This is a genomic window from Methylococcus capsulatus (assembly GCF_036864975.1).
GTDB lineage: Bacteria > Pseudomonadota > Gammaproteobacteria > Methylococcales > Methylococcaceae > Methylococcus.
This window is the reverse complement of the sequence record NZ_CP104311.1, coordinates 1,159,105-1,183,711: the sequence shown is the minus strand read 5'-3', so window position 1 is coordinate 1,183,711 and position 24,607 is coordinate 1,159,105. Positions and strand designations below refer to the sequence as shown.

Below are 24,607 nucleotides of genomic sequence, written 5' to 3'. Positions count from 1 at the left end.
AGGTCGAAATCAAGCCTTGGGCAGAGTGACACCGGTCTGGCCCTGGTATTTGCCGCTGCGGTCCCGGTAGGAGGTTTCGCAGACATCGTCGGCGCCTAGGAACAATACCTGGGCAACGCCTTCATTGGCATAAATCTTCGCCGGCAGGGGTGTGGTATTGGAAAACTCCAGGGTCACGTGCCCCTCCCATTCCGGCTCCAGGGGCGTGACATTGACGATGATGCCGCAGCGGGCATAGGTCGACTTGCCCAGGCAGATGGTCAGCACGTCGCGGGGGATGCGGAAGTACTCCACCGTCCGGGCCAGCGCGAACGAATTGGGCGGAATGATGCACACGTCCGAAACCAGGTCGACGAAACTGTTCTGGTCGAAGTTCTTGGGATCGACGATGGCCGAGTTGATGTTGGTGAATATCTTGAATTCGTTGGAGCAGCGGACGTCGTAGCCATAACTCGAGGTGCCGTAGGAAATGACACCGGAGGATTCACCGTGCCGAACCTGATGCGGCTCGAACGGCTCGATCATGCCGTGCTCCCGCGCCATCTTCCGTATCCAGCGGTCTGATTTGATGCCCATGTCGATCCGGTCAGTTGTTCACTACAGTGATGGTCGGGAAGCGGCCGCTGTAGTCCTTGGCCTTGAGCGCCAGCCGTGCCGCGGCCTTGCGGGCGATGCTCCGGTATATCCGGGCTGGCTCGCTGTCCGGCGCCGCGATCACGGTCGGCCGGCCGCCGTCGGCGTCTTCGCGGATACTGCGGTTCAGCGGCAACTGACCGAGCAGTTCGGTACCATACTTATGCGCCATCTTCTCGCCGCCGCCCTCGCCGAAGATCGGTTCGGCGTGTCCGCAGCGGCTGCACACATGGATGCTCATGTTCTCGATGATGCCGAGGACGGGGATGCTGACCTTCTCGAACATTTTGAGGCCCTTCTGCGCGTCCAGCAAAGCGATGTCCTGCGGGGTGGTGACGATGACCGCGCCGGACACCGGGATCTGCTGCGCCAGCGAGAGCTGAATGTCGCCGGTACCGGGCGGTAGGTCAACGATCAGGTAATCGAGGTCCTCCCACAGGGTATCGTTCAACAGTTGCTGCAAGGCGCCGACGACCATCGGGCCGCGCCAGATCATCGGGGTATCCTCGTCGATCAGATAGCCGATGGACATGGATTGGAGACCGTGCGCAACGATAGGGCGGATTTTCCTGCCTTCGGTTTCGGGCCGCCCGGACACCCCCAGCATCAGCGGCTGACTGGGACCGTGGATGTCGGCGTCGAGAATACCGACCCGCGCGCCTTCAGCGGCCAGGGCCAAGGCCAGATTGACCGCCGTGGTCGACTTGCCCACCCCGCCCTTGCCCGAGGCGACGGCGATGATATTCCGCACCCCCGGCATCGGCTTCAAGCCCTTCTGTACCGCATGGGAAACGATTTCCGAGACGATGTCGATCTCGACCTCGGCGGCGCCGACCGCCGCCTGGATCGCGGCTTTCGCAGCCTGCGCCAGTTCATCGCGGCAGGAACCGGCGGGATAGCCCAGCGCGATGCTAAGGCTCACGCGGTCGCCGTCCACGCTCATCTTTTTCACCGACTTGGCGGCGAACCAATCGACGCCGAGATTGGGATCGACGAAGTTTTTCAGGGCGGCTTCGACATCCGCCTGGGTAACGCTCATTCTCGATGGCTCCTGACCAAAAATTTCCAGTATGGGTTCGCTGTAGTTTACCCGCAAACGGTGCCGAAGGACTGGGAAACACCGGTCGGTGACACTGCGTTGCTTAGCACACGCCTTTACCTGCCTGGCGATTTCACATAAGTTGTGAGAATGGCCGTTTGACCGACCCGAGGAAGAGGACACCGACTCATGAGCAACTTGCCGGCTGGGCTGAAATACGCCAAGACCCACGAATGGGCCCGCCTGGAAGCAGATGGAACCGTCAAGGTCGGAATTTCCGACCATGCCCAGGAAGCGCTGGGGGATCTGGTCTACCTGGAACTGCCGGCCGTCGGCCGCCGCGTGCGCGCCGGCGAGGCCTGTGCGGTGATCGAATCGGTGAAGACGGCAGCGGATGTCAACAGCCCCTTGAGCGGAGAGATCGTCGCTCGCAACGAGGCGCTGGCCGATGCGCCGGAGCGCGTCAACCAGTCGCCATACGAGGCCTGGCTGTTCGCCGTGAGACCTGAGGACATTTCCGAACTGGACCGGCTGTTCGACGCCGAACACTACCGGGCCATCGCCGAAGGGTAAAAAGGGGCCGTCCGGTCCCGGGGAACACTACTGCGAGAGTAGACCCTTCACCGCGTCGTATTTCGGCGCGCCGCCCTGATCGCGGTATTCCAGCAATCCCCACGCCCCCCATTTCGAATAGGGCTCGACGCTGTTCCACAGATTGTAGAGTCCGCCGCCCGCGGCGCCCCAGTCGTTCAGGTGCCGGGTATAGACCGGACCCATGCGGCCGTCGCGGTTGGCGGCGAGGAACAGATCGGTGACCGCATTGTCGTTGGCCACTTCGCCGACGCCCGCCAGATGCTGTCCGCCTTCGTAAGCGACCAGTTCCAGGCCGTATTCCGCGGCGGCGACCTTGTACTGCAGCATCTGCCGCCTTGCTTCCTCCAGCGCGCCGCCGGTCGGCCCGTTGGCGAAGGAGCCGCCCTGCAGGAGTTCGGCGAATAGGCTGGCCAGCCCGCCGTCCGCCTGACCGGTCCATGCGTCCATGACCGTCTGATTCTCCGGCAGACCGAGGTAATAGCCGAAATAGGGCGCGATGGCCAGCGCGCGGATGCCGTGCTGCACACATGGGGTTCCGCCGTTCTCCGCCGCCCATAAGGGGCAATCCAGCGCCTGTGTGGCGGTCCAAGTATTGGACGCCTGAGCGCCCAGGACGCACACCACCCGGTCGAACGCTGCGCCCCAGACTTCTTTCCAGATGTCGCAGATCTGGGCGGTGCGCATGCCATACCATTGCAGGCGCTTGCCGAAGGGTGTGTCGCTGGCGCCGGCCCAACGCGTGAGCGCCTGATTCTCCATCCAGCTCCCGGCGGAAAACGCGCCGTTCCAGGCCTCGTTGCTGTACTCCACGTACACCTTCCGGCTGGCCGCGAGTGTGTTCTTCACCAGAGCGGCGAAACTGCGCACATAGCCGTCGTCCGCATGGGTCGGCATGTTCACCCAGATATCGGCGTTCAGCTGATTGCCGAGCGCCACCGCCATCTCCACCGGACCGCCATCGCCGCGCTCGGACACCCAGGTGACGTCGTCGGGCAGGGTACGGTCGGCCCACAGTTCGACCTGCGAGTTGTTGGTGTTCTGGAACGCCATGAAGCGGACGGCTTTGAAACCCGCCAGGTTGCGCAGGAAGCGAGGGTCGAACGGTTGAGTAGGGTAAACCTGCTCGAACGACCGGCACGAGCCACCGCTTGCACAGCCGCTCTGCGCCGCCGAGGGGTCGCAGTACGCCGCCGGATCGTTGCTGCAGACTCCGCCGGCCTGCAGCACACGCAGGTTCCTGATGTGATTGCCGGTCTTGTTGGGATCGGTGACCTTGATGGAGACCTGGATCCAGGTCTGGATCCCATCGGTCGAGACGTCGATGACATCGCGGCCGGGTGAGGACAGCAAGGCATTTCGGCTCGCGCCGCGGCCATACGCCAAGGCGCCTTCGCCATCATAGAGGACGATGAACCGTCCGGCGGGGTTGGCGGAATTCAAGCCGGTGGGGACCAGGGTCGCGACCGATGTGTAGTTGGTGCCGGTAGCCGCACCCTGGGCGGGATCGGGCAGCGAGCGCGGGTAGCCGTTCGAATCCAGAATCAACTTAGCCTGCTCCCTCGTGTTCCAGGAACTGCCGCCGGGTTCGACGAAGGCGCTGCAGTTCGGATCCTGGTAGGCATCACACTGGGTCAGCCAGGGTTCGGACAGCTTGAACAGATTCAGGAACGGCACCTCGGTCCCATAATAGGACAGCCCGGTGATGTTGATGCCGATCGGGTTGGCTGTCGGCGTCGGCGTCGGCGTCGGCGTCGGCGTCGGAGTCGGAGTCGGAGTCGGAGTCGGAGTCGGAGTCGGAGTCGGAGTCGGAGTCGGAGTCGGAGTCGGAGTCGGAGTCGGAGTCGGAGTCGGAGTCGATGAGCATTGTGCTCCATTGAGCGTCATGCTCGCAGGAATTCCGTTGGTCCCGGTATGACTGGCATCGAATCCGAACTCGATGACACCTCCGCTCGCTACGTTGCGGTTGGACTCGAGGTTACGCACTTTAACCGTGGCTCGCTTTTGCGACCATCGGGCGTTCCACAGCCGGGTGATTCTTTGTCCGTCGGGCATGTTCCACGAAATGGTCCATTCGCTCAGTGCATCGCCCATGTTGGTCACCTTCACGCTGGCGCTGAAGGCGTCCGCCGACTGGCTGGTGACAGTGTATTGGAAACCGCACGTATAGGCCGCCCACGTCGGTGACACGGCACAGACACAGGAGCCCAGCGCCAGCAGCCAAAGTGGCCTCCTGAGAAAACCGTTTCGCTTCATATCCATGACTCTCTCCTCTGCGCAGGCCGTTTGCACGGCATTCCCCGACGGCTGTGCGGCCCCTGGTCCACAGAATGCCGTCCCCCAGTCATCGCTCTTCACTCGTTAAGCATAGTCCCCTTTTTGCGTTCAGACGGAGGGCCTGGCCACAACACGGTTGTAACCTCTGCGTGTGATAGTGGTTGATTGCAACTTTGGCTTTCGTTTTCGCAGGAAATCTATGGCTGGACAAAATCTCAAGGGCTTTGCCCGCCTTTACGCAGCATTCATCAATTCCCTCGCCGGATTCCGCGCCACCTGGCGCCATGAAGAGGCTTTCCGCCAGGAGTGCTGGCTGGCCCTGGCCGGTGTGCCGCTCGGTTTGTGGCTGGGCGAATCGGGGATAGAGCGGGCATTCCTGGTGGGGGTGTTGATCAATGTCCTGATCGTCGAACTGCTCAACACCGCCGTCGAGGTAACGATCGACCGCATCGGCATCGAGCGGAACAACCTGTCCGGCCGGGCCAAGGACATCGGTTCCGCGGCGGTGCTGAGCTCGCTGGTCCTGGCCGGCGGCGTCTGGCTCCTCATCTTGATTCGCTGAAACACTCCCGGCAGACTAAGCCATTTCACTCTGACGACAGCAGGACGATACCGGCATGAGCGCTCTCATCTGCGGCTCCATGGCCTATGACACCATCATGGTGTTTCAGGACCGTTTCAAACACCACATCCTGCCCGATCAGGTCCATATCCTGAACGTCTCGTTCCTGGTGCCGGAACTACGCCGCGAATACGGTGGCTGTGCCGGCAACATCGCCTACAACCTCAAACTGCTGGGCCACGACCCGTTGCCGATGGCCACCGTCGGCAGGGATTTCGGACCGTATGCCCAATGGCTGGCGTACTGTGGCATCCGGCGGGACTACATCCGGACGATCGAGGACAGCTACACCGCGCAGGCCTATATCACCACCGATATGGACGACAACCAGATCACCGCTTTCCATCCGGGGGCCATGTCCTTTTCCCATCTGAACGATGTGCCGACCGATGCCGGCATCCGCCTCGGCATCGTGGCACCCGACGGCAAGGAAGGCATGCTCCAGCATGCGCGCCAGTTCGCCGATGCCCGCATCCCCTTCATCTTCGATCCGGGTCAGGGGATGCCGATGTTCGATGGGGAGGAGCTGCTCAAGTTCGTCGAACTGGCGAATTGGGTCACACTGAACGACTACGAGGCGCGCCTGATGCAGGAGCGCACCGGCCTGAATCCGAGCCGGCTGGCCGAACGGGTCGATGCTGTCATCGTCACCCGTGGGGCCGGCGGCTCCCTTATCTACGCCGCCGGAGCCTGCCATGAAATCCCCGCCGCACGCCCCACCGCCGTGCTCGATCCCACCGGCTGCGGCGACGCCTACCGGGCCGGGCTGATCTACGGCCTGCTCGAAGACCTGGACTGGGTCACCACGGGCCGCATTGCCTCGCTCATGGGCGCGATCAAGGTGGAAACCGCCGGCACCCAGAATCACAGTTTCTCGCTCGAGTCGTTCCGGGAACGCTTCCGGGAAAACTTCGATTACGCCTTCTGACCGTGCAGCAGACCCGCCGCCTCCTCGAAATCATGGCCCGCTTGCGGGACCCGGACACAGGCTGCCCTTGGGACCGCCAGCAAGACTTCGCCAGCCTGGTCCCCTACACGCTGGAAGAAGCCTATGAGGTCGCCGATGCCATCGAAAGAGGCGATTTCACCGATCTGCGTAACGAACTGGGCGATCTGCTGCTGCAGGTTGCGTTCCATTCGCGGATGGCGGAGGAACAGGGGCTGTTCGATTTCGAAGCCGTCGCTGCCGCGATCGCCGACAAGCTGGAACGCCGCCATCCGCACGTCTTCGCCGGCGTTGACTTCGCCAGCGATACGGAAAGGCTGCGCTATTGGGAGACGTCCAAGCTCGAAGAACAATCGGAGCAAACCGGCCAGCCCCCCGGCAGTATTCTCGAGGGCGTCGCCACCGCCCTGCCGGCCTTGATGGAAGCGCAGAAACTGCAGAAACGCGCAGCCCGCCATGGCTTCGACTGGGATTCACCGGCCGAGGTATTGGGCAAGGTCCGCGAAGAACTGGATGAACTGGAACAAGCCGTCGCCTCGGGCGATACGGCGCATGTGCGAGAGGAAATGGGCGATTTGTTGTTCGTACTGGTCAACCTCGCCCGCCATCTGGACGTGGACGCCGAAACCGCGCTGCGGGAAGGCAACCGCAAGTTCCGCCGGCGTTTCCGGTTCATCGAAGCATGCGTGGAGCGGGCCGGCAAGCAACTGGCCGACTGCACCCTGGCCGAGCTCGATGCCTTCTGGGACGAGGCCAAGCGGGCCGGGCACTGACCTTGGGCCTGGCGCTCCGCCACGCGCACCGCTGGGATCTAAGCCCCCGGGAAGCGGCCGGCCTGCAGGCCCGGCTCCGCCCGCTGGTACTGGCCGAAGACGCGCTTCCTGCCGAAATCCGCGCCGTGGCCGGCGTGGACGTAGGATTCGAAGACCGGGGCAGGATCACCCGGGCCGCGGTCGCCGTGCTCGATTTTCCCAGCCTCCGCCTCATCGATCAGTCCATCGTTCGCCAGCCGACCTGTTTCCCCTATATTCCCGGTCTGCTGTCTTTTCGCGAACTGCCCGCGCTGCTCGAAGCGCTGGAGCGGCTGAATTTCCTACCCGAACTCATCCTGGTGGACGGGCACGGCTATGCGCATCCGCGGCGTTTCGGCATCGCCTGCCACCTCGGGGTGTTGACGGAAATTCCGACCATCGGCGTCGGCAAAACCCGCCTGGTCGGAACACATGGAGAATTGGCGGAGGAGCGGGGAAGTTGGATACCGCTGATCGACAGCGACGAAATCGTCGGTGCGGTGGTGCGGACCCGCCGGGGCGTCCAGCCGGTGTACGTCTCAGTGGGGCATCGGCTGAGCCTGTCGACCGCGGTGGACTGGGTATTGCGCTGCGCCCCCCGCTACCGCCTGCCGGAAACCACCCGGCAGGCGCACCGTCTGGCTTCCGACTGAAGCCGGAGGTTACTTCTTCAGCTCGCTGTCGCGGTAATGGGGATCGACCCAGCAGCGAGGCAGTTCCTCGCCGGAGGGGAACACCAGATCCGACTTATCGAACTTCTCAGGGTCCTGCAGCTCTTCCCCGTAATGCAGGCGGCCGGGCACCATTTTGTGCATCGGATTGAACAAATCGCCGAGGCCGAGAATCTCGACCAGATGTCCATTCTGTTTTTTCTTGAGAAACATAGGTTTTCTCCATCTATGGCTGAAACGGCAATCCGAAGGCGATGCGCATGTCGACGATCGATCCATCGGTCCCGCGCAAAGACTACTCCCACCGCGAAAACATTTTCAACACCGCGTTGTTTCGACATCGGCCGTGCAGTCTTGGCGGCATCGATTCGTCCCCCCCTGAAGAGACCGATGCCTGTCGGCCTCGCCGGTGTGCCCAGGCGGCAGGGGCTAGGCGTCGATCGCCACGATCCGTGGAATGTGGCGCCCCCCCTCGAATCCGGTCGCGAGGAAGGTTTCGACGATCTTCTTGGCCATGTCCAAAGTGACGATGCGCTGACCCATGGCGATACAGTTGGCGTCGTTGTGCCAGCGGGTGAGGTAGGCGGTTTCTTCGTTGAAGCAGTAGCCGCAGCGGCAGCCTTTGACCCGGTTGGCGACGATGGCCTCCCCGTTGCCGCTGCCGCCGAGCACGATGCCGCGCTCGACTTCGCCGCGAGCCACGGCCTGCGCGCAGGGGCGTATCCAGGTGGGATAATCGGTACGTTCGTCGCTGAAGCAGCCGTAGTCGACGACTTCATGGCCGAGCGAAGTCAGCCAGGCACGAAGCTGTTCTTTGTAATCGAAACCGGCGTGATCGGATGCGATACCTATTTTCATGTGCGGGTTCCTGTATAGGGTTGGGGTCTGACGGCCCGGTCACAGATGCGCCAGGACAGCCTCGGCATTCGAGACTTCAAACTTGCCGGAGGCTTCGACGCCGAGGTATTTGACCACGCCGTCGTCGACGATCATGGCGAAGCGGTGGCAGCGGATGCCCATACCATTGGCGGTCAGGTCGCGGTCCAAGCCAAGCTTTTTCGCATAGTCGGCGCTGCCGTCGGCCATCATGCGCACCTTGCCGTCGGCCTTTTGCTCGCGGCCCCAGGCTGCCATCACGAAGCCATCGTTCACGGCCATGCACCAGATTTCGTCCACGCCCTTGGCTCTGAGCTGATCGTAATTCGCAATGAAGCCGGGCAGGTGCTTGACCGAACAGGTAGGGGTGAAGGCGCCGGGCACGCCGAAGATCACGAGCTTCTTGCCTTTGGCCTGTTCGCCGACATCGAGTACCTTGGGGTTCATCGGACAGGCGGTGGCCGGATCGAACTCGGTGCATTCGGTGAGGCTGCCCGCGGGTAGACGGTCTCCAACTTTTATAGTCATGGGATTTCCTCCTGGTGTTTCGTCAGCGGTCTGGGACAGGCGGGAGGATGGCGCAAGCGGTGCCGGAAGTCAAAAGGGAGAAGATCTTAACCTTATGATTTTCATGGTATTGACTCATGCACCCGCAGTTCCGACGCTGTGATACAGTCACGGTCTGAAAAAATTTTCCAAAACGAGAACACTCGAGGAGGAAGCCATGGAAATTCCACCGAAACTGCGCTGGGGCATCCTCGGTGCGGCCCGCGTCAATGAGCGCCTGATGCCTGCCATCGTCGAAGCCTCGAATTCCGAACTGGTGGCCATCGCTAGCCGGCGTCCCGGCGCCGCAGCAGAAACCCTGGCCAAATACGCACCGCACCAGCAGGGCGTGCGCTGCTACGACCAACCCGAGGCACTGCTCGCCGATGACGAGGTCCAGGCAGTGTATCTGCCGATGGCCAATCACGAACACGCCGAATGGGCGGTGCGGGCGCTGCAGGCCGGCAAGCACGTGCTGTGCGAGAAGCCCATGGCGCTGACGACGGCGGACATCGAGACTATCGCCACAGCCGCCAGCGCACGCGGCCTGACGGTGATGGAAGGCTTCATGTACCGCTTCCACCCGCAACATGCACGGGTGCGGGAGCTCGTCCGCTCCGGGGCGATCGGCGAGGTCCGCTATACCCGCGCCAGTTATTCGTTCATGATGCGTCCGGCTCGCCGCTACCGCCTGGCGCACGACGTCCGGCACGGCGGCGGCGCGATGTGGGACATCGGGCCTTATGCGGTGCATTCCCTGCGCTGGTGCTTCGAGCAGGATCCGATCGCGGTCACGGCGATGGCGAAATATGTCGAAAGCGGCGCGGACATCGCCACCAGCGGCGTGATCGATTTCGGCGACGGCCGGCGCGGCCATTTCGACATCAGCTTCGAATGCGCGCGGCGCTCGGAGTACGAGATCACTGGCACCCTGGGCGGCGTGAAGTGCCACACCGTTTGGCAGAATCCCGGTGACATCCCGGTCATCTCCTGGTGGACCGAGGACGGCCGCCAGTGCGTCGAGCAGCTGCCGGTCGCCAACCATTTCCGGCTGGAGATCGAGCATTTCGCCGACTGTGTGCTGAATGGCAAGCCGCCGCTGCTGTCGCCGGACGATGCCAAAACGAATTGCCGGACCCTCGTGGCCGCACTGGAATCCGCGGCCACCGGCCGGACCGTGAGATTGGACGACTGAATCTTTGATCGCCTATCAAAGGAACTCCATGAAAAAATTCATCAACACGGTCGAGGACTTCCTGGACGAAAGCCTCCGCGGTTTCGCCAAGGCCCACGCCGACATCGTCGATTTCAGCCCCGAACCCCGCTTCGTCTCCCGCAAGGCGCCGGCCAAGGCAGGCAAGGTGGCCCTGGTCTCGGGCGGGGGCTCGGGGCATGAGCCGCTGCACACGGGATTCGTCGGCCTCGGCATGCTGGACGCCGCCTGCCCCGGGCAGGTGTTCACCTCACCGACCCCGGACCAGATGCTGGCGGCCGCCCAGGCGGTGGACCACGGCGGCGGCATACTGTTCATCGTCAAGAACTACGCCGGTGACGTGATGAACTTCGAAATCGCCGCCGAGATGCTGGACATCCCCCATGACTCGCTGCTCGTGCACGACGACGTTTCCCTCCCGGAAAACCGCGGCATGGGCAGGCGCGGTATTGCCGGAACCACCATGGTGGAAAAGATCGTCGGCGCGGCGGCGGAAGCGGGCTACGACCTGGCGGCCTGCAAGGCGCTGGGGGAACGCGTGGTCCATGCTACCGCATCCATGGGCGTCGCCCTGACCAGTTGCACCGTGCCGGCCCTGGGCAAGCCGATGTTCGAACTCGGCGAGGGGGAAATGGAAATGGGGGTCGGCATCCACGGCGAGCGCGGGCGGGAGCGCATGGCGCTGGGTAGCGCCAGTGAGATCGTGGACTACATCGCCGCCGTCATCGACGAGGAACTGAAGCCGCAAGCCGGCCAGCCGGTGCTGCTGCACGTCAACGGCTTCGGCGGAACGCCGTTGATCGAACTGCATCTGATCTACGAGCAGGCACACCGCCACTGGAGCGAACGTTCACTCGACATCGCCCGTTCTCTCGTGGGCAATTTCACCACCTCGCTGGACATGGCCGGCTGCTCGCTCACCCTGACCCTGCTGGATGAGGAAATGCTCAGACTGTGGGACGCGCCGGTGCATACGGCCGCCCTGCGCTGGGGCTGTTGAGGAATCGGCGGGTTACGAACTGCCTATTGGCAAGGCGGATGCCGACAGGCGATCCGCCGACACGGTCCCACCCTACCGCGATTTTCCGCTCAGAACCTCGGCGATGGCCGAAATCATCAACTGGCTGCTACGGGCGCCGGCGTCGACGTGGCCGATGACGCGCTCGCCCAGGAAGGAAGCTCGACCCTTGGTGGCCAGCATGTCGCGGGTGGATTCCATGCCCGCCTCGGCGGCGCGGCTCACCTCCTCCGCCAGTTGCCCCGGGGCAATGGCATGCTCCGCCGCCGATTTCAGCACGTCCGCCACCGGGATCAGCACGTCCAGCATGGTCTTCTCACCCCGCTCCGCTTTGCCGCGCGCCTTCATCGCTTCCACGCCCTGACTGAAGGCTTCGGCCAGGTTCGCCGGATTCATTTCCCTGCCCTTCATCGCCTTGCCCATGGCGATGAACAAGGTGCCGTACAGCGAGCCCGACGCCCCGCCCACCGACGCCATCAGGGTCATGCCGATTTGCTGCAGAGCCGCCGGCCACTCCAACGCGGCCAGACTTTCCGCCTGCTTTGACAAAGCCCCCAGCCCTCGCTGGAGGTTGACGACATGATCACCGTCGCCGATCGCCTGATCGAGAGCGGTCACCTCCTCGGCATGGCTCTGGATAGCCGAAGCGGCGCTTTCGATGAGGCTGGGGATGAGCTGGGGAGTGGTCGGCATCGGATCACCTTGACCTACAGAGGGTGGAAGCGGAAGCGTTTGGTGACTTCGATCAACATATCCAAGGCCGATGAATATCGGATCATCGGTCTTTTGCGTGGCAGTCTCGCGACAGCCGTCTACGGTCGCATTCCGGCATCACGCGCCGCATAAACCCGTCGAACAATGGCACAAGGATGCCACATTGCTCTAAGCGGAACCACGGGCCATTCCCCATGGATCGAGCTTGGCACAAAACCCGGTAAACCCTGCCGGAAGGCCCGCCGATGGGCCGTTCCTCACGCAGGACCTAAGGCTTGAGCGCGGCCGCCTCGCGCGCCAGGCGGGTGATTTCCGCCCAGTTGCCGGCAGCGACGAGGTCTTTGGGGGTCAGCCAGGAGCCGCCGACGCAGACCACGTTGGGGAGCTTGAAGAAATCCGGAGCGTTCCGGGCATTGATGCCGCCAGTCGGGCAGAACCGCACCTGCGGGAACGGCCCACGGAAGGATTCCAGCATCTTGACGCCGCCGGCGGCCACGGCGGGGAAGAATTTCATCACGGTCAGCCCGCCTTCCAGCACCTGCATCACTTCGCTGGTGGTAGCGACACCCGGAAAGAACGGCAGCCTGCTGTCGACGATGGCTTTGAGCAGGGTCGGCGTAGTGCCCGGTGAAACCCCGAACTGAGCACCCGCAGCGATCGAGGCTTCGAGCTGGGCGGGGGCAGCGATGGTGCCGACGCCGACGATGGCATCTGGCACTTCCTGGCGGATCGCCTTGACGGCGTCGAGACCGGCGGCGGTGCGCAGGGTGATTTCCAGCACGCGGATACCGCCCTCGACCAGGGCACGGGCCAGCGGCACGGCATCTTCGGGGCGGTCCACCACCATCACGGGCATGACGCTGGTGGCTTCGATGATCTGATCCAGATTCATGGTTTTTTCCTTGCGGTTGCAGGGACGGGCCTTAGCGGACGCCGTCGTCGAAATTGAAAGTGAAAGCGCCGCGCTCCGGTGTGTCGGCCAGATGGCGGAAGCCGCTGAACAGCTCCCTTCCGCAGCCGAACTGGTTGCCGGACAGATCGTCGGTCACCGGTTCACGCAGCGACCAGCGGTCGGCCGGCACTTCGGCTTCCAACTTGCCCCGCACGGCGTCGAGCAGAATGGTGTCGCCGGTGCGCAGTAGGGTCAGCGGGCCGCCCATGGCGGCCTCCGGGGAGATATGAATTGCCGCCGGTACCTTGCCGGAGGCGCCGGACATACGGCCATCGGTGATCAGAGCGACCTTGAAGCCGCGGTCCTGCAGCGAGGCCAGGGCCGGCGTGAGCTGATGCAGCTCGGGCATGCCGTTGGCGCGGGGCCCCTGGAAGCGCAGCACGGCGACGAAATCGCGCTCCAGCTCGCCGCGTTTGAAGGCGGCGATCAGCTCGTCCTGGCTTTCGAACACGATGGCGGGCGCCCGCACCACCCGGTTCTCCGGCGCCACCGCCGAGACCTTGATGACACCGCGGCCGATATTGCCAGTGACCAGACGCAAGCCGCCGTCCGGACTGAACGGCTCGCTCGCCGGGGCGAGCACCTCCGGATCGTGGCTCTTCTCAGGCGCATCGCGCCAGGCCAGCGTACCGTTGTCCAGCCAGGGCTCTTCCGCCCAGCGGCGCAGCCCAGGGCCGAGGATAGTCTGCACGTCCTCGTGCAGCAGGCCGGCATCGAGCAGCTCCCGCACCAGGAAACCCATGCCGCCGGCGGCGTGGAAATGATTCACGTCGGCCTTGCCATTGGGATATACGCGGGCCAGAAGCGGCACCACGGCCGAGAGGTCGTTGAAATCGTCCCAGTTGACCTCGATCCCCGCGGCGCGGGCGATGGCCACCAGGTGGATGGTGTGGTTGGTCGAGCCGCCGGTCGCCAACAGCCCGACGATGGCATTGACGATCACCCGTTCGTCCACGATATGGCAGAGAGCGGGCGCCGTGGCATCCTGGGCCAGATCCGCCGCCACGCGGGTTGCCGCACGGGTCAGAGCATCGCGCAAGGGCGTGCCGGGATTGACGAAGGACGAGCCCGGAAGTTGCAGCCCCATGATCTCCAGCAGCATTTGGTTGCTGTTGGCGGTGCCGTAGAAAGTGCAGGTGCCGGCACTGTGATAGGAAGCCATTTCCGACTCCAGCAGCGCATCGCGGCCGACCTTACCTTCGGCGAACTGCTGCCGCACCTTGGCTTTTTCGGAATTCGAGATGCCGGACACCATCGGGCCGGCCGGCACGAACACACCGGGCAGATGGCCGAAGCGCAGCGCGGCGATGAGCAGGCCCGGCACGATCTTGTCGCAGACGCCGAGATAGAGATTGGCATCGAACACATGATGCGACAGCGCCACCGCGGTGGACAGCGCGATCACATCGCGCGAGAACAGCGACAGCTCCATGCCGGTCTGACCCTGGGTCACGCCGTCGCACATCGCCGGCACGCCGCCGGCGACCTGGGCGGTGACCCCGGCTTTGCGCGCCTCCGCCTTGATGATCTCCGGATAGTGCTCATAGGGCTGATGCGCCGAGAGCATGTCGTTGTAGGCGGTCACGATGCCGAGATTCGGCACCGCCGCGGCCTTCAGCACCAGCTTGTCGTTGGCGGGGGTCGCCGCATAGGCATGGGCCACGTTGGTGCAAGCGATGTGTGAGCGCTCTACACCTTTCTGGCGTGCACGGTGCATGAGATCGAGGTAAGCGGCGCGGCGGTCGTGGCTGCGGGCGCGGATGCGGTCGGTCACGTCGACCAGTGTGTGGTGCAGGAACATGGGTTCGTCGATGCTCTTCTTCTGTGGGGTGCGGGGAAATCACCCATCGCCGGAGATAAAACTTCCGCATTTAATCCAAGGCCGAAACGAGTGTCAAGAAACGGCAACACACTGTCTTCTTCCATGGAATTTTCCGTTCGGGTAGTCCGTGGGAACCGATCAGCCGGCGCCGGATTCAGCGTCGAGCCCGCCCGCCAAAGCAAGGAAGGGATTGGGCGGGTCCGTAGTCGATGACGCGGCAACATGGGAGAGATGGCTGGATTTGGCCAACCAAACCCGACATCAAAATGGCAAAGGCGAGACGATGGCCGATCCAGAAGGGGAAATCCTGACGCTCGACGAAGTCGCTGCGTAACTCAAGGCGGGAAAGCGAACGGTTTATCGCTTGGTACAGGAGAGCAAGATTCCGGCGTTCGAGTCTGGGTGGAACATGGCGCTTTCGCCGCTCTGATCTCGATCGCTGGATTGCAGAAAACACCGTCAAGCAGAAGCCGGACGCATGAGTGAGCGTTTGCCATACCGGCCGCGGCATCAAGCCCGTGACAAGACGGATGGAGGGTAGCCATTGATGACACCGCAGCTTCTGACGCCACATCAGAGCCAGTACATCGCCTGGCTGCTGACACGCCGCGCGGCTGGCGATACGGTTGAGTCACTGGCATCGACGCTGGTGGATTCGCAGGTTGACCTCAATCCTCACCAAGTCGAGGCGGCACTGTTCGCCTGTCGGAACCCGCTCTCTCGCGGCGTGATCCTTGCCGATGAAGTGGGTCTTGGCAAGACCATCGAAGCGGGTCTTGTCATCTCGCAACGATGGGCTGAGCGCCGCCGTCGCATCCTGATCATTGTCCCGGCCAACCTGCGCAAGCAGTGGCACCAGGAGCTGCAAGACAAATTCGGCCTGCAAGGAGGCGGGGGTGAGGGCCCAGTGTTCACCACCGAAACGGAGAAGGAGGTGGCGCGGGTGGTAATGGACGTCATCGGTCAGTACGAGGTCAGGCGCGATCGGGTGCCCACCAGCAACGCGCTGTTGAAGCCGGAGGTGCAAAAGAGGATCCTTGCCGAAGTGGCGGAGCGATTAAAGCCGCGGCAAGGCGAGTGGCTGTCCGGCGTGGACGAATCGGCTCCCACGGTCGATCTTGCCGCTGTGGTGGCCAAGACCACCGAGATCCTGGTACAGCAAACCATCGATATTCCGCGCATCAGCGTAGTGCCCAAGGGCGAGGTCACGACGGGCTTCCACCCGTTCACGCTGGACGTGAGCCAGCTTCACCTCCAGCCGGGGACGCGTGAAATCGTGATCCACAACCTGCACACCAACGAGCAGGACACCCTGGCATCCGAAATCGGGCCCAAGGAACAACGACCGGAGGACTACATCGTCCACGCCCTGGTGGATTTTGACGACATCGACTATTTCACTCAGGCCGATCTGCTCTACGACCTCGCCAGCCAGATGGTGCGGCACCTGCAAAGCTACCTGACCCCGGATGAGGTGATCCGTGTGCCGGATCGGGAGCGGCGTTTGATTGCGCGCGAAATTCACGCGCAGATGATGGCGCACTTCTGGGAGGAGGCCACTGAGTACGAAGCGCAGGTCAGTCGCGGTTTCACGGAACTCAAGCCGTGCAATTACTCTACTACCGCGGAGCAGAGGGTACATCATTTCCGCGAGACCGTTCTTGATTCCAGCCGCATCAAGCAGATGCTTTTCGGCGGTTTTGCGCGCTGCCTGTATCCGCTTCAGAAGTTCGACTCGGACACCGAGCGGCGCTTTGCCATCATTCTGGAGCGCGACGCCAACAAGTGGTTCAAGCCTGCCAAGGGGCAGTTCCAGATCTTCTACAAGCTGGGTACCGAGCAGCCGGAGTACATCCCCGACTTCGTGGCCGAAACCGATTCCATGATCTTCATGGTGGAAACCAAGGCACGCGGCGACATCAACACCCAGGAGGTGCAAGCCAAGGCCGCTGCCGCCGTGCAGTGGTGCAAGCACGCCTCGGCTTACACGGCGAGCATCCAGGGCAAGCCCTGGAAGTATTTGCTGCTACCTCACGATGAGGTCAAGGAATCGCGGCGGCTCACCGACTTTCTCCGGTTTGGAATCACGGCCTGATCGACCATTCGCCATCCCATCTTCGCCGCTTACAAGCTGGGGGCCGTAGCGAATACCCCCGGACCCTTGGCGCATTCGAACGAACCCATCGCTCGACAGTCCGCATTACGGCGACTAACATTAAATAATTTTTGGCCGGGCTTTTTCGTTGTGAGTCCGGCGCGTCATCAGCCCCCGGCCGGATGTGCGACGGCGGGGCCATAACAAGAGGATGTCAGCGGTGAGTCAGCTCCCATTTCCCGAATCATTCAACATGGTGTTCTTCGGCGGCGCCGGCGACTTGGTCACGCGCAAGCTGTTGCCCGCAATGTATCAGTGCCACAAGAACGGCCTGCTGGTCGAAGCCGGCCGTATTCTCTGCGTCGACCGGCAGGATCTGAGCGAGGAGGCATTCCTTGAACTGGCCCACGAAAAGGCGCGCCAGTTCATCCCCGCGGCCGAATGGGATGCGGCGGTGTGGGCCGGATTCCGCCAGCGCCTGGCCTATCTGCGCATCGATGCCACCCAGCCCGAACAGTATACGCCGCTGAAGGAACGGCTGAAAAAAGCGCCCGCTGCCGTCACCGTGTTCTACCTGTCCACCGCGCCGTCTCTGTTCGCCACGATCTGCGCCCATCTGACCCGGCAGGGACTCAACGGCCCCAACAGCCGGGTCGTACTGGAAAAGCCACTGGGGCACGATCTGGCTTCTGCCAACGCGATCACCGCCGACGTGGACCGTTACTTCCACGAGAACCAGGTCTATCGGATCGACCATTACCTGGGCAAGGAATCGGTGCAGAATCTGATGGCCCTGCGCTTTGGCAATGCCTTGTTCGAGCCGCTGTGGCGGCGGATGTGGATCCGCGACGTCCAGATCACAATTGCCGAGGATGTCGGCATCGGCAGCCGCGCGGGTTTCTATGACAAGACTGGCGCGTTGCGTGACATGGTGCAGAACCATCTGCTGCAGCTGCTGTGCTTCGTGGCGATGGAACCGCCGGCCAGCCTGGATTCCAATGCCATCCGCAATGAAAAACTCAAGGTGCTGGAGTCGCTGGTGCCGTTCACCGAAGAGGACGTGCATCAAAAAACCGTGCGCGGCCAATACCGCGCCGGTGTTTGCGGCGGTAAAGCAGTGCCGGGCTATCTGGAAGAGGAGGGCATTGCGCCGGGTAGCCACACCGAGACCTTCGTCGCCATCAAGGCGGAGATCGCCAACTGGCGATGGGCGGGCGTACCGTTCTACCTCTTCACCGGCAAGCGGCTGCCGGAGCGGCTGGCGGAAATCGTCATCCACTTCCACGACGTCCCGCACCCCATCTTCCCGCTGCCGAAGAGCGGCGCCTGCGCCCCGGCCAAGCTGGTGATCCGCCTGCAGCCGGACGAGTTCATCCGCCTGTACCTGTACGCCAAGCAGCCGGGGGATTCGATGGAACTGCAGCCGGTGTCGCTGGACCTGAACTTCGCCGAGCAGTTCAAGGTACGCCGTGCCGAAGGCGGCTACGAACGCCTGCTGCTCGATGCCATCCGCGGCAATCAGGCGCTGTTCGTCAGGTATGACGAACAGGAGCAGGCTTGGCGTTGGGTCGAGCCCATACTCAACACCTGGGCTAACGATCCGAAAGGCCCGCTGCCTTACGCGGCGGGAACCTGGGGACCGGCGGCATCCCGGGATCTGTTGAAACGCGACGGCATTTGCTGGCACGAGGGGAAATGAAATGACCGAGATTCGATGGTTCGACGACAACGCAAGCCTGGCCCCGGCGCTGGCCGCGGCGGTCGCCGAGGATCTGCGCGCCGCCTTGGCGACCGCTCCAGCGGCCACCCTGGCCGTCTCGGGCGGCCGCTCGCCGGTGCCGGTTTTCGAAGCCTTGCGCGAAGCCGATCTGGACTGGGCACGGGTCGTCGTCACGCTGGTCGATGAACGCTGGGTACCGGAAACCGATCCCGCCAGCAACGCTGCCCTGGTGAAGACCCATTTGCTGCAGGGCAAGGCATCGGCGGCGCGCTTCCTGCCGCTATATACGGGGGATGCTTCCGCGGCAGCGGGCGAGGCGAGCCTGGCCGAAGCCTTCGCCGAACTGCCCCGGCCGTTCGCGGCGCTGATCCTCGGCATGGGCGACGACGGCCATACCGCCTCGCTGTTCCCGGCCAGCCCCAACCTGGAAGCCGGTCTGGCGCTGGGCGGCACGGTCGAGAATACCCCGCCCTGTCTGGCTCAGGTGGGCGCGGTCGCGCCGACCGAGCGCATCAGCCTCACCCTACCCTGGATCCTCGACGCCCGCCACATCTACCTGCAGTTCGGTGGACCGAGTAAGGTGGAGGTGTTCAACGCCGCCCAGGCCGGCCCCAACCGGCAATATCCCGTAAGCTTCGTGCTGGCCCAGACCCAGACGCCGGTCACCGTGTTCGCGGCCCGGAGTTGAAGCGGTTCAGGGGCCGAGAAAAGAGTTCAGGCGTTGCGCCGATGCGGCGGCGGTTTCGAGGCCCTCGTTCAGCACACCGAGCCAGGAGGGATCGGCGGATCTCGACAACATGCGGGCGCCAAGGAGGAACAGCACGGCGGCGAACAGCCGCTTGAGCCCCTGCATCGGCAGGCGGTGGGCCAGCGCCGCCCCATACGGCGCGGTCAGCACGCTGGCGGCGCCGATGCCGAGGAAGGCCGGCCAGTAGATGTAGCCCAGACTGTGGGCGGGCAGTGACGGATGGTTCCAACCCAGGATGACGTAGCTGAGGGTGCCGACGACAGCGATCGGAAAACCGCAGGCCGAGGCGATGGCGACGGCATGGCGGATATCCTGCCGGCAGCGGAGCAGGAAAGGCACGGTGATGCTGCCGCCGCCGATGCCGAACAGCGCCGACAAGAGACCGATCACCAGCCCGCCGCCGGTCAGCACGCTGAGCGCAATGGGCTTGTCGTTCGCCGTTTGTTTCCGCCTGCCCCGGTACACCTGCACCGCCACCAGCATCAGGAACACTGCAAACAACTGCTTGAACCGTCGGGTGGGCAGGTGGTCGGCGACAACCGAACCGGCGATCGTCCCCAAGGCGATCCCCGGTACCAGCCGCCACACCAGCGGCCAGACCACGGCGCCGCGGCTGTGGTGGGCGCGGACCGAAGAGACCGAAGTCACCACGATGGTGGCCAGCGAGGTGGCGACCGCCATGATCATCAGGATGCTTTCCGGCACGCCCTGGCCGGGGAACAGCCAGACCAGAAAGGGCACGATGATGGCGCCGCCGCCGATGCCGAACAGGCCGGAAGCGACGCCCGCAATGGCGCCGAAGGCGAGATAGAATGCAAGCGTGGTATACATATCACTCTTGTAGCCGTGCTGGAACGAACCTCGAGCATGGGAAAAGCGATTGAATCGGAGAGAGAGGCCGGATCCGTTCTTCCTCTGGGAGACGGGCCGGTGATGAGGGCCAGCCGCCTTTCCGAGCCATCCAACTGCGGATTTAGGTTGAATCCTTACGAGTCGAGCCGATGAAAGCCTTTCTGGTCGGCGGCGCCGTCCGCGACCGCCTGCTCGGCCTGCCGGTCCGCGAGCGCGACTGGGTGGTGGTAGGCGAGTCGCCCGAGGCCATGATCGCGCGCGGCTTCCGCCCCGTAGGTCGCGACTTCCCGGTGTTCCTGCACCCTCAAACCCATGAGGAGTATGCGCTCGCCCGTACCGAGCGCAAGACCGCGCCGGGTTACCGCGGCTTCGTGGTGCATGCCGAACCCGATGTCACACTGGAGCAGGACCTGGAACGGCGCGACCTCACCATCAACGCCATGGCGGAAACGGCCGACGGCCGGCTCGTCGATCCCTTCGGCGGCCGGCGCGACCTGGAAGCGCGGCTGCTACGGCACGTCTCTCCCGCTTTCGCCGAAGATCCGGTGCGCATCCTGCGCGTTGCCCGCTTCATGGCCCGGCTGGCGCCGCTCGGTTTCCGTGTGGCGCCGGAAACCCGGACGGAAATGCGGCGCATGACCGAGGCCGGCGAGGTTGACGCCCTGGTGCCGGAACGGGTCTGGGCCGAACTCGCCAAGGCACTGGCCGAGCCGGCACCCTCGGCCTTCTTCCGGACCCTGCGCGAGTGCGGGGCCCTGGAACGGCTGTTCCCGGAAATCGAGCGGCTGTTCGGGGTGCCCCAGCCGCCGCAGCATCATCCGGAGATCGACACCGGTGTACACACGCTGATGGTATTGGACCAGGCCGCGCGCCTCACCGCCGACCCTTCCGCACGTTTCGCCGCCCTGACCCACGACCTCGGCAAGGCGCTCACGCCGCCGGAACTCTGGCCCAGCCACCGCGGCCACGAGCGCCTCGGGCTCGACGCCCTGAACACGCTGTGCGACCGATTCCGTGCACCCAACGCCTACCGCCGCCTGGCGGAAAAGGTAATGCGCTACCACGGTCTCTGCCACCGGGGGTTGGAGCTGCGTACCTCGACCCTGGTCGATCTGCTGGACCGGCTGGGCGCGCTCAAGCGTCACGACGACACGCTGGAACCCTTCCTGCACGCCTGCGAGGCGGACGCCAGAGGCCGGGCCGGCTTCGAGGAGCGGCCCTATCCTCAGGCCGAGTGGCTGCGGCAGGCGCGTCGCGCAGCCGTCTCGGTGGACAGCCGTCCGCTGATCGAACAAAGGCTGCAGGGTCCGGCGTTCGGACGGGCCTTGCGGCAACTGCGCATCGCCGCGGTGCGGCGGCTCCGGGCCGCGCCGTCCGACGATCGCCTTCCTCTCCCGCCGGACAGCGGGAAGTGAGTTCGCTGCATGACTTCGTGTCATTCGCCGGTCAGGCGCCGCTCCGCCTCCCGGTATTTTTCCGCGGTGCGGGCCAGGATGTCCGGGGGCAAATGGGGCGCCGGCGGCTTCTTGTCCCAGTCCAGCGTCTCCAGGTAATCGCGCACGAACTGCTTATCGAAGCTCGGCGGGCTGATCCCAGGGTGGTAGCCGTCGGCCGGCCAGAACCGCGAGGAATCCGGGGTCAGGGCCTCGTCGATCCAGTGCAACACACCACCCTCGTCCACCCCGAATTCGAACTTGGTATCAGCGATGATGATGCCGCGTTCCAGCGCATAGGCCGCCGCTTCCCGGTACAGCCCCAGGGCCACCTCGCGCATCCGTTCGGCCAGTTCCCGCCCGATCAGGCCGACCACCTGGTCGAACCCGATGTTTTCGTCGTGTGAGCCCATTTCGGCCTTGGTGGACGGCGTGAACAACGCTTCCGGCAGCCGCTCGGCCAGCCGCAGCCCCGGCGGCAGCACGATGCCGCACACGGAGCCGCTGCGCTGATAGTCCTTCCAGCCCGAGCCGATGAGATAACCCCGCACCACGGCTTCCACCGGCAACGGCTTAAGGCGCTTGACCACCATGGCCCTGCCCTCGACCTGCCCACGCTCGGCCGCATCGGGCAGCACCGCCGCCAGCGGCGTCGCGGAAAGGTGGTTGGGCACCCGGTCCTTCAACCGGTCGAACCAGAATCGCGAGAGACGGGTCAAGACACGACCCTTGCCGGGAATGGGGTCGGGTAGAATGACGTCAAACGCCGACAGCCGGTCCGTCGTGACGATCAGCATCAGATCGTCGCCGGCCTCGTAGATATCGCGCACTTTTCCCCGCGCTTTCAGCCGCAGTGAAGACAGGCTGGATTCGAACAATGTCTCAGGGGCGGTCATCGAGCTGACTCTTCCAGACTTTAAGGACAAACATCAATCATGTAAGGTGTAAAGATTTATGGCAAGTATCGAGGGACGGTTTTTCAGGTGAGCTGGCTCGGTAAAATCTTGGGAGGCACCTTCGGCTTTCTGCTCGGCGGTCCGCTCGGCGGCTTGCTGGGCGCCGCCATCGGCCACAAGCTGGACGGCGGCAAGGACAAGTACGCCCAGATCGAATCCGACCTGTCGCCCGGCGCCCAGCACCGCATCCAGATGGCCTTCTTCACCGCCACGTTCTCGGTGATGGGCCATGTCGCCAGGGCCGACGGCCGGGTGTCCGAGGCCGAAATCACCGTGGCGCGGACGGTGATGAACCGCATGGACCTGTCCGAAGGCATGCGCCGCACCGCCATCGACCTCTTCACTCGTGGCAAGCAGCCGGATTTCCCGCTCCGGGAAGCGGTCGAGCAATTCCGCAAGGAATGCCATCGCCGCTACGCCCTGATCCGGATTTTTCTGGAAATCCAGCTCGAAGCCGCCTTCGCCGATGGCCCCGTCAACCTGGCCGAGGAACGCGTCCTGATCGGCATTTGCGACCAGCTCCGCATTTCGCGCTTCGAGTATCACGCCATGAAGGGACGCCTGGACGCGGCGATACGCTTCGCCCGCGCCTATCAAAATTCTTCCTACGGAGGCCACCGGAGCGTGCCGCCGCGCCGCCGCGAGGATACGCTGGAAGACGCCTACGCCATGCTCGGCATCGAGGCATCGGCCGGCACCGAGGAAATCAAACGCGCCTACCGCAAGCTCATCAGCCGGCATCACCCGGACAAGCTGCTCGCCAAGGGAATGCCCGAAGAAATGGTGCGCATCGCCAACGAGAAAACCCAGCAGATCCGCAAGGCTTACGAGGTCATCGCGGCGGCGAGAAACCTCTGAGCCTCAAATCGGCAAGACACTTCCGCCGCTCGCCACCACCACGGTGAGCAGTCCGAGGACCAGATTGATGCCGACCAGACGGCGGATCATGCCCAGGGCTTCCGCCCCCTTCGCCCAGTCCTCCGCAGCCACCGCGGCTTTCAATACCTTGTACGGCTTGGCATAGAGCACTCCGAAAATCACGGTCATGGTAAGAGCGATGAGCAACATCAGGGGTACCGGCCACCCCATCTGCCTGAGCCCACCATAGGCATGGATCAACCCGAAGCCGGTGAGGAACAGCAGGACGATGGCGTCCGCAGCAAGCCGGCGGTGACGGGGCGCAAAACCTGATGCGCGAAAAACATTCCGCCGACCCAGTGGACGGCGGAAAGGACGTGTAAGGAAGGACGTGTAAGGAGAGAGTCATTGATGTCATTGGATTTCTAAAAAGTTTAAGGTAAACCCACACACTGATTTCCTACCCCCTCTGGCCTTACTTCCAGGTTTGGGCTCTTTGACGCAAGGTACCCCAGTGGCTGGTCCAGCACAAAAGGATATAGCACAGCCAACGACGATAGTGTCGGAACGGATACCACTTTGCCCACGTAACGGAGCGCCGCTTCAATCAGCCAGCAGACTGCCTCTTCGTTGCTCACGATGACGGGCTGCAATCGCGCCAAGCGCTTTCCCTTTTCTACTCGCTCGATTGCGCCCCAGCTCGCCTGCGACTGCAGCACCATGTTGGTCATCCGGTAGGTGCCTTCACGCTCGCCATAGATTTCGCTCATTCGGCGATGGACTTCCGCCGAAGCACAATCACCCTGCAGCGCCGAGAGGCGCCCCACCAGCTCCGCCACCTTGCCGAAGAACGGATAGGTGGCAATGGCCATGCCCCAGGTCAGAGCAGCGATAGGGACGCTCGAGTCGGCCTTGAAGATTGCGACGCCACGCTCGGCGAAGTCAGCGAGTTCGTGGCGTGGCGCAAGCCACAACCGATTCAGTACGGTCCGTGTCTTCTTTCGTGCTGCGACACCCAAATCTGCAGCGTCCAGCAACGTGTTCAGCTCATCGAGCGTGCCGAGTCCTGCACGCACCCTGAGCGCCGCAGCCGCCCATTCGAGCGGTATGAAGCGGTCGAAACCAATTTGCGGCGCCCCTCCCTGGGCGCCACCGCTGAGCGGCCCGCCGTTCGGCGGTCCAAATCCGCTCCCGGCGGATTTGTGCGGTGCTGACGGCGTCATTCGATTCAATT

Annotated in this window: 25 protein-coding genes; 12 read left to right on the top strand and 13 right to left on the bottom strand. The window is 63.7% G+C overall.

Features of this window, described 5'->3' with window-relative positions; translation table 11 throughout:
• Positions 1–9: 9 nt before the first annotated feature.
• The gene (gene dcd, locus N4J17_RS05825) at positions 10–576 is read right to left on the bottom strand and encodes a dCTP deaminase (protein WP_198322120.1); all 567 of its coding nucleotides are present in this window, start codon (positions 574–576) and stop codon (positions 10–12) included.
• Between the two features lie 10 nt (positions 577–586).
• Positions 587–1,672, bottom strand: a complete 1,086-nt coding sequence (gene apbC / locus N4J17_RS05820; protein ID WP_198322121.1) for an iron-sulfur cluster carrier protein ApbC — start codon at positions 1,670–1,672, stop codon at positions 587–589.
• A 189-nt stretch (positions 1,673–1,861) separates the two neighbouring features.
• On the opposite strand from apbC, the gene gcvH reads away from it, so the two are divergent.
• Positions 1,862–2,245 (top strand): glycine cleavage system protein GcvH, encoded by a 384-nt coding sequence (gcvH, locus tag N4J17_RS05815; protein ID WP_198322122.1) that lies wholly within the window; start codon positions 1,862–1,864, stop codon positions 2,243–2,245.
• 27 nt (positions 2,246–2,272) lie between these two features.
• On the opposite strand, the gene N4J17_RS05810 is transcribed toward gcvH, so the two are convergent.
• Entirely contained in the window at positions 2,273–4,525 is a 2,253-nt protein-coding gene (locus N4J17_RS05810) for a cellulose-binding domain-containing protein (RefSeq protein ID WP_277458383.1), read from the bottom strand.
• Positions 4,526–4,739: 214 nt separating this feature from the next.
• On the opposite strand from N4J17_RS05810, the gene N4J17_RS05805 reads away from it, so the two are divergent.
• Genes N4J17_RS05805 through nfi form a run of 4 tightly spaced genes read left to right on the top strand, consistent with a single transcriptional unit; the run spans position 4,740 to position 7,552 of the window.
• Complete coding sequence (locus N4J17_RS05805; RefSeq protein WP_198322124.1) at positions 4,740–5,102, top strand: diacylglycerol kinase; 363 nt, start codon at positions 4,740–4,742, stop codon at positions 5,100–5,102.
• Positions 5,103–5,157: 55 nt separating this feature from the next.
• Positions 5,158–6,090, top strand: coding sequence for a carbohydrate kinase family protein (locus N4J17_RS05800; protein ID WP_198322125.1), 933 nt, complete (start codon positions 5,158–5,160; stop codon positions 6,088–6,090).
• 2 nt (positions 6,091–6,092) lie between these two features.
• On the top strand, positions 6,093–6,881 hold the full coding sequence (gene mazG, locus N4J17_RS05795; RefSeq protein ID WP_198322126.1) for a nucleoside triphosphate pyrophosphohydrolase: 789 nt from the start codon (positions 6,093–6,095) through the stop codon (positions 6,879–6,881).
• A 2-nt stretch (positions 6,882–6,883) separates the two neighbouring features.
• The gene (gene nfi, locus N4J17_RS05790) at positions 6,884–7,552 is read left to right on the top strand and encodes a deoxyribonuclease V (protein WP_198322127.1); all 669 of its coding nucleotides are present in this window, start codon (positions 6,884–6,886) and stop codon (positions 7,550–7,552) included.
• Positions 7,553–7,561: 9 nt separating this feature from the next.
• Here nfi and N4J17_RS05785 read toward each other — a convergent pair whose 3' ends face one another.
• From N4J17_RS05785 to N4J17_RS05775, 3 genes are all read right to left on the bottom strand, one after another.
• Complete coding sequence (locus N4J17_RS05785; protein WP_198322128.1) at positions 7,562–7,783, bottom strand: acetyltransferase; 222 nt, start codon at positions 7,781–7,783, stop codon at positions 7,562–7,564.
• Positions 7,784–7,999: 216 nt separating this feature from the next.
• Complete coding sequence (rpiB, locus tag N4J17_RS05780) at positions 8,000–8,428, bottom strand: ribose 5-phosphate isomerase B (protein WP_198322129.1); 429 nt, start codon at positions 8,426–8,428, stop codon at positions 8,000–8,002.
• 39 nt (positions 8,429–8,467) lie between these two features.
• Positions 8,468–8,974 (bottom strand): peroxiredoxin, encoded by a 507-nt coding sequence (locus tag N4J17_RS05775; RefSeq protein ID WP_198322130.1) that lies wholly within the window; start codon positions 8,972–8,974, stop codon positions 8,468–8,470.
• 196 nt (positions 8,975–9,170) lie between these two features.
• Here N4J17_RS05775 and N4J17_RS05770 point away from each other — a divergent pair, with 196 nt between their 5' ends.
• Both N4J17_RS05770 and dhaK read left to right on the top strand, forming a co-directional pair.
• Positions 9,171–10,187 carry a Gfo/Idh/MocA family protein gene (locus N4J17_RS05770; protein ID WP_198322131.1) on the top strand — a complete coding sequence of 339 codons (1,017 nt, stop codon included), beginning with the start codon at positions 9,171–9,173 and terminating at the stop codon, positions 10,185–10,187.
• Between the two features lie 28 nt (positions 10,188–10,215).
• Complete coding sequence (dhaK, locus tag N4J17_RS05765) at positions 10,216–11,205, top strand: dihydroxyacetone kinase subunit DhaK (protein ID WP_198322132.1); 990 nt, start codon at positions 10,216–10,218, stop codon at positions 11,203–11,205.
• Between the two features lie 72 nt (positions 11,206–11,277).
• On the opposite strand, the gene dhaL is transcribed toward dhaK, so the two are convergent.
• The 3 genes from dhaL to edd form a co-directional block, all read right to left on the bottom strand.
• Positions 11,278–11,916: a dihydroxyacetone kinase subunit DhaL gene (dhaL, locus tag N4J17_RS05760; RefSeq protein ID WP_198322133.1), complete on the bottom strand. Its 639-nt coding sequence runs from the start codon at positions 11,914–11,916 to the stop codon at positions 11,278–11,280.
• Positions 11,917–12,205: 289 nt separating this feature from the next.
• Complete coding sequence (locus N4J17_RS05755) at positions 12,206–12,829, bottom strand: bifunctional 4-hydroxy-2-oxoglutarate aldolase/2-dehydro-3-deoxy-phosphogluconate aldolase (RefSeq protein WP_198322134.1); 624 nt, start codon at positions 12,827–12,829, stop codon at positions 12,206–12,208.
• Between the two features lie 31 nt (positions 12,830–12,860).
• Positions 12,861–14,690 (bottom strand): phosphogluconate dehydratase, encoded by a 1,830-nt coding sequence (gene edd / locus N4J17_RS05750; RefSeq protein ID WP_198322135.1) that lies wholly within the window; start codon positions 14,688–14,690, stop codon positions 12,861–12,863.
• A gap of 568 nt (positions 14,691–15,258) precedes the next feature.
• On the opposite strand from edd, the gene N4J17_RS05740 reads away from it, so the two are divergent.
• The 3 genes from N4J17_RS05740 (at position 15,259) to pgl (ending at position 19,214) form a co-directional block, all read left to right on the top strand.
• Positions 15,259–16,806: an SNF2-related protein gene (locus N4J17_RS05740; RefSeq protein ID WP_338457667.1), complete on the top strand. Its 1,548-nt coding sequence runs from the start codon at positions 15,259–15,261 to the stop codon at positions 16,804–16,806.
• Between the two features lie 211 nt (positions 16,807–17,017).
• A complete protein-coding gene (zwf, locus tag N4J17_RS05735; RefSeq protein WP_198322136.1) occupies positions 17,018–18,505 on the top strand; it encodes a glucose-6-phosphate dehydrogenase in 1,488 nt (495 codons plus the stop codon).
• A 1-nt stretch (position 18,506) separates the two neighbouring features.
• Positions 18,507–19,214: a 6-phosphogluconolactonase gene (gene pgl / locus N4J17_RS05730; protein WP_198322137.1), complete on the top strand. Its 708-nt coding sequence runs from the start codon at positions 18,507–18,509 to the stop codon at positions 19,212–19,214.
• 6 nt (positions 19,215–19,220) lie between these two features.
• Here pgl and N4J17_RS05725 read toward each other — a convergent pair whose 3' ends face one another.
• Positions 19,221–20,105, bottom strand: coding sequence for a sulfite exporter TauE/SafE family protein (locus tag N4J17_RS05725; protein ID WP_198322138.1), 885 nt, complete (start codon positions 20,103–20,105; stop codon positions 19,221–19,223).
• A 170-nt stretch (positions 20,106–20,275) separates the two neighbouring features.
• Between N4J17_RS05725 and N4J17_RS05720 the strand changes: the two genes are divergently transcribed.
• Positions 20,276–21,541, top strand: coding sequence for a multifunctional CCA addition/repair protein (locus N4J17_RS05720; RefSeq protein ID WP_198322139.1), 1,266 nt, complete (start codon positions 20,276–20,278; stop codon positions 21,539–21,541).
• A 20-nt stretch (positions 21,542–21,561) separates the two neighbouring features.
• Here the strand turns inward: N4J17_RS05720 and N4J17_RS05715 are convergent, their stop codons facing one another.
• On the bottom strand, positions 21,562–22,455 hold the full coding sequence (locus tag N4J17_RS05715; RefSeq protein WP_198322140.1) for a phosphoribosylaminoimidazolesuccinocarboxamide synthase: 894 nt from the start codon (positions 22,453–22,455) through the stop codon (positions 21,562–21,564).
• Between the two features lie 87 nt (positions 22,456–22,542).
• Between N4J17_RS05715 and djlA the strand changes: the two genes are divergently transcribed.
• The gene (djlA, locus tag N4J17_RS05710; RefSeq protein WP_198322141.1) at positions 22,543–23,373 is read left to right on the top strand and encodes a co-chaperone DjlA; all 831 of its coding nucleotides are present in this window, start codon (positions 22,543–22,545) and stop codon (positions 23,371–23,373) included.
• 3 nt (positions 23,374–23,376) lie between these two features.
• Here djlA and N4J17_RS05705 read toward each other — a convergent pair whose 3' ends face one another.
• Positions 23,377–23,583: a hypothetical protein gene (locus N4J17_RS05705; RefSeq protein WP_232470291.1), complete on the bottom strand. Its 207-nt coding sequence runs from the start codon at positions 23,581–23,583 to the stop codon at positions 23,377–23,379.
• 224 nt (positions 23,584–23,807) lie between these two features.
• A complete protein-coding gene (locus N4J17_RS05700) occupies positions 23,808–24,596 on the bottom strand; it encodes a hypothetical protein (RefSeq protein ID WP_232470307.1) in 789 nt (262 codons plus the stop codon).
• Between the last annotated feature and the right edge of the window lie 11 nt (positions 24,597–24,607).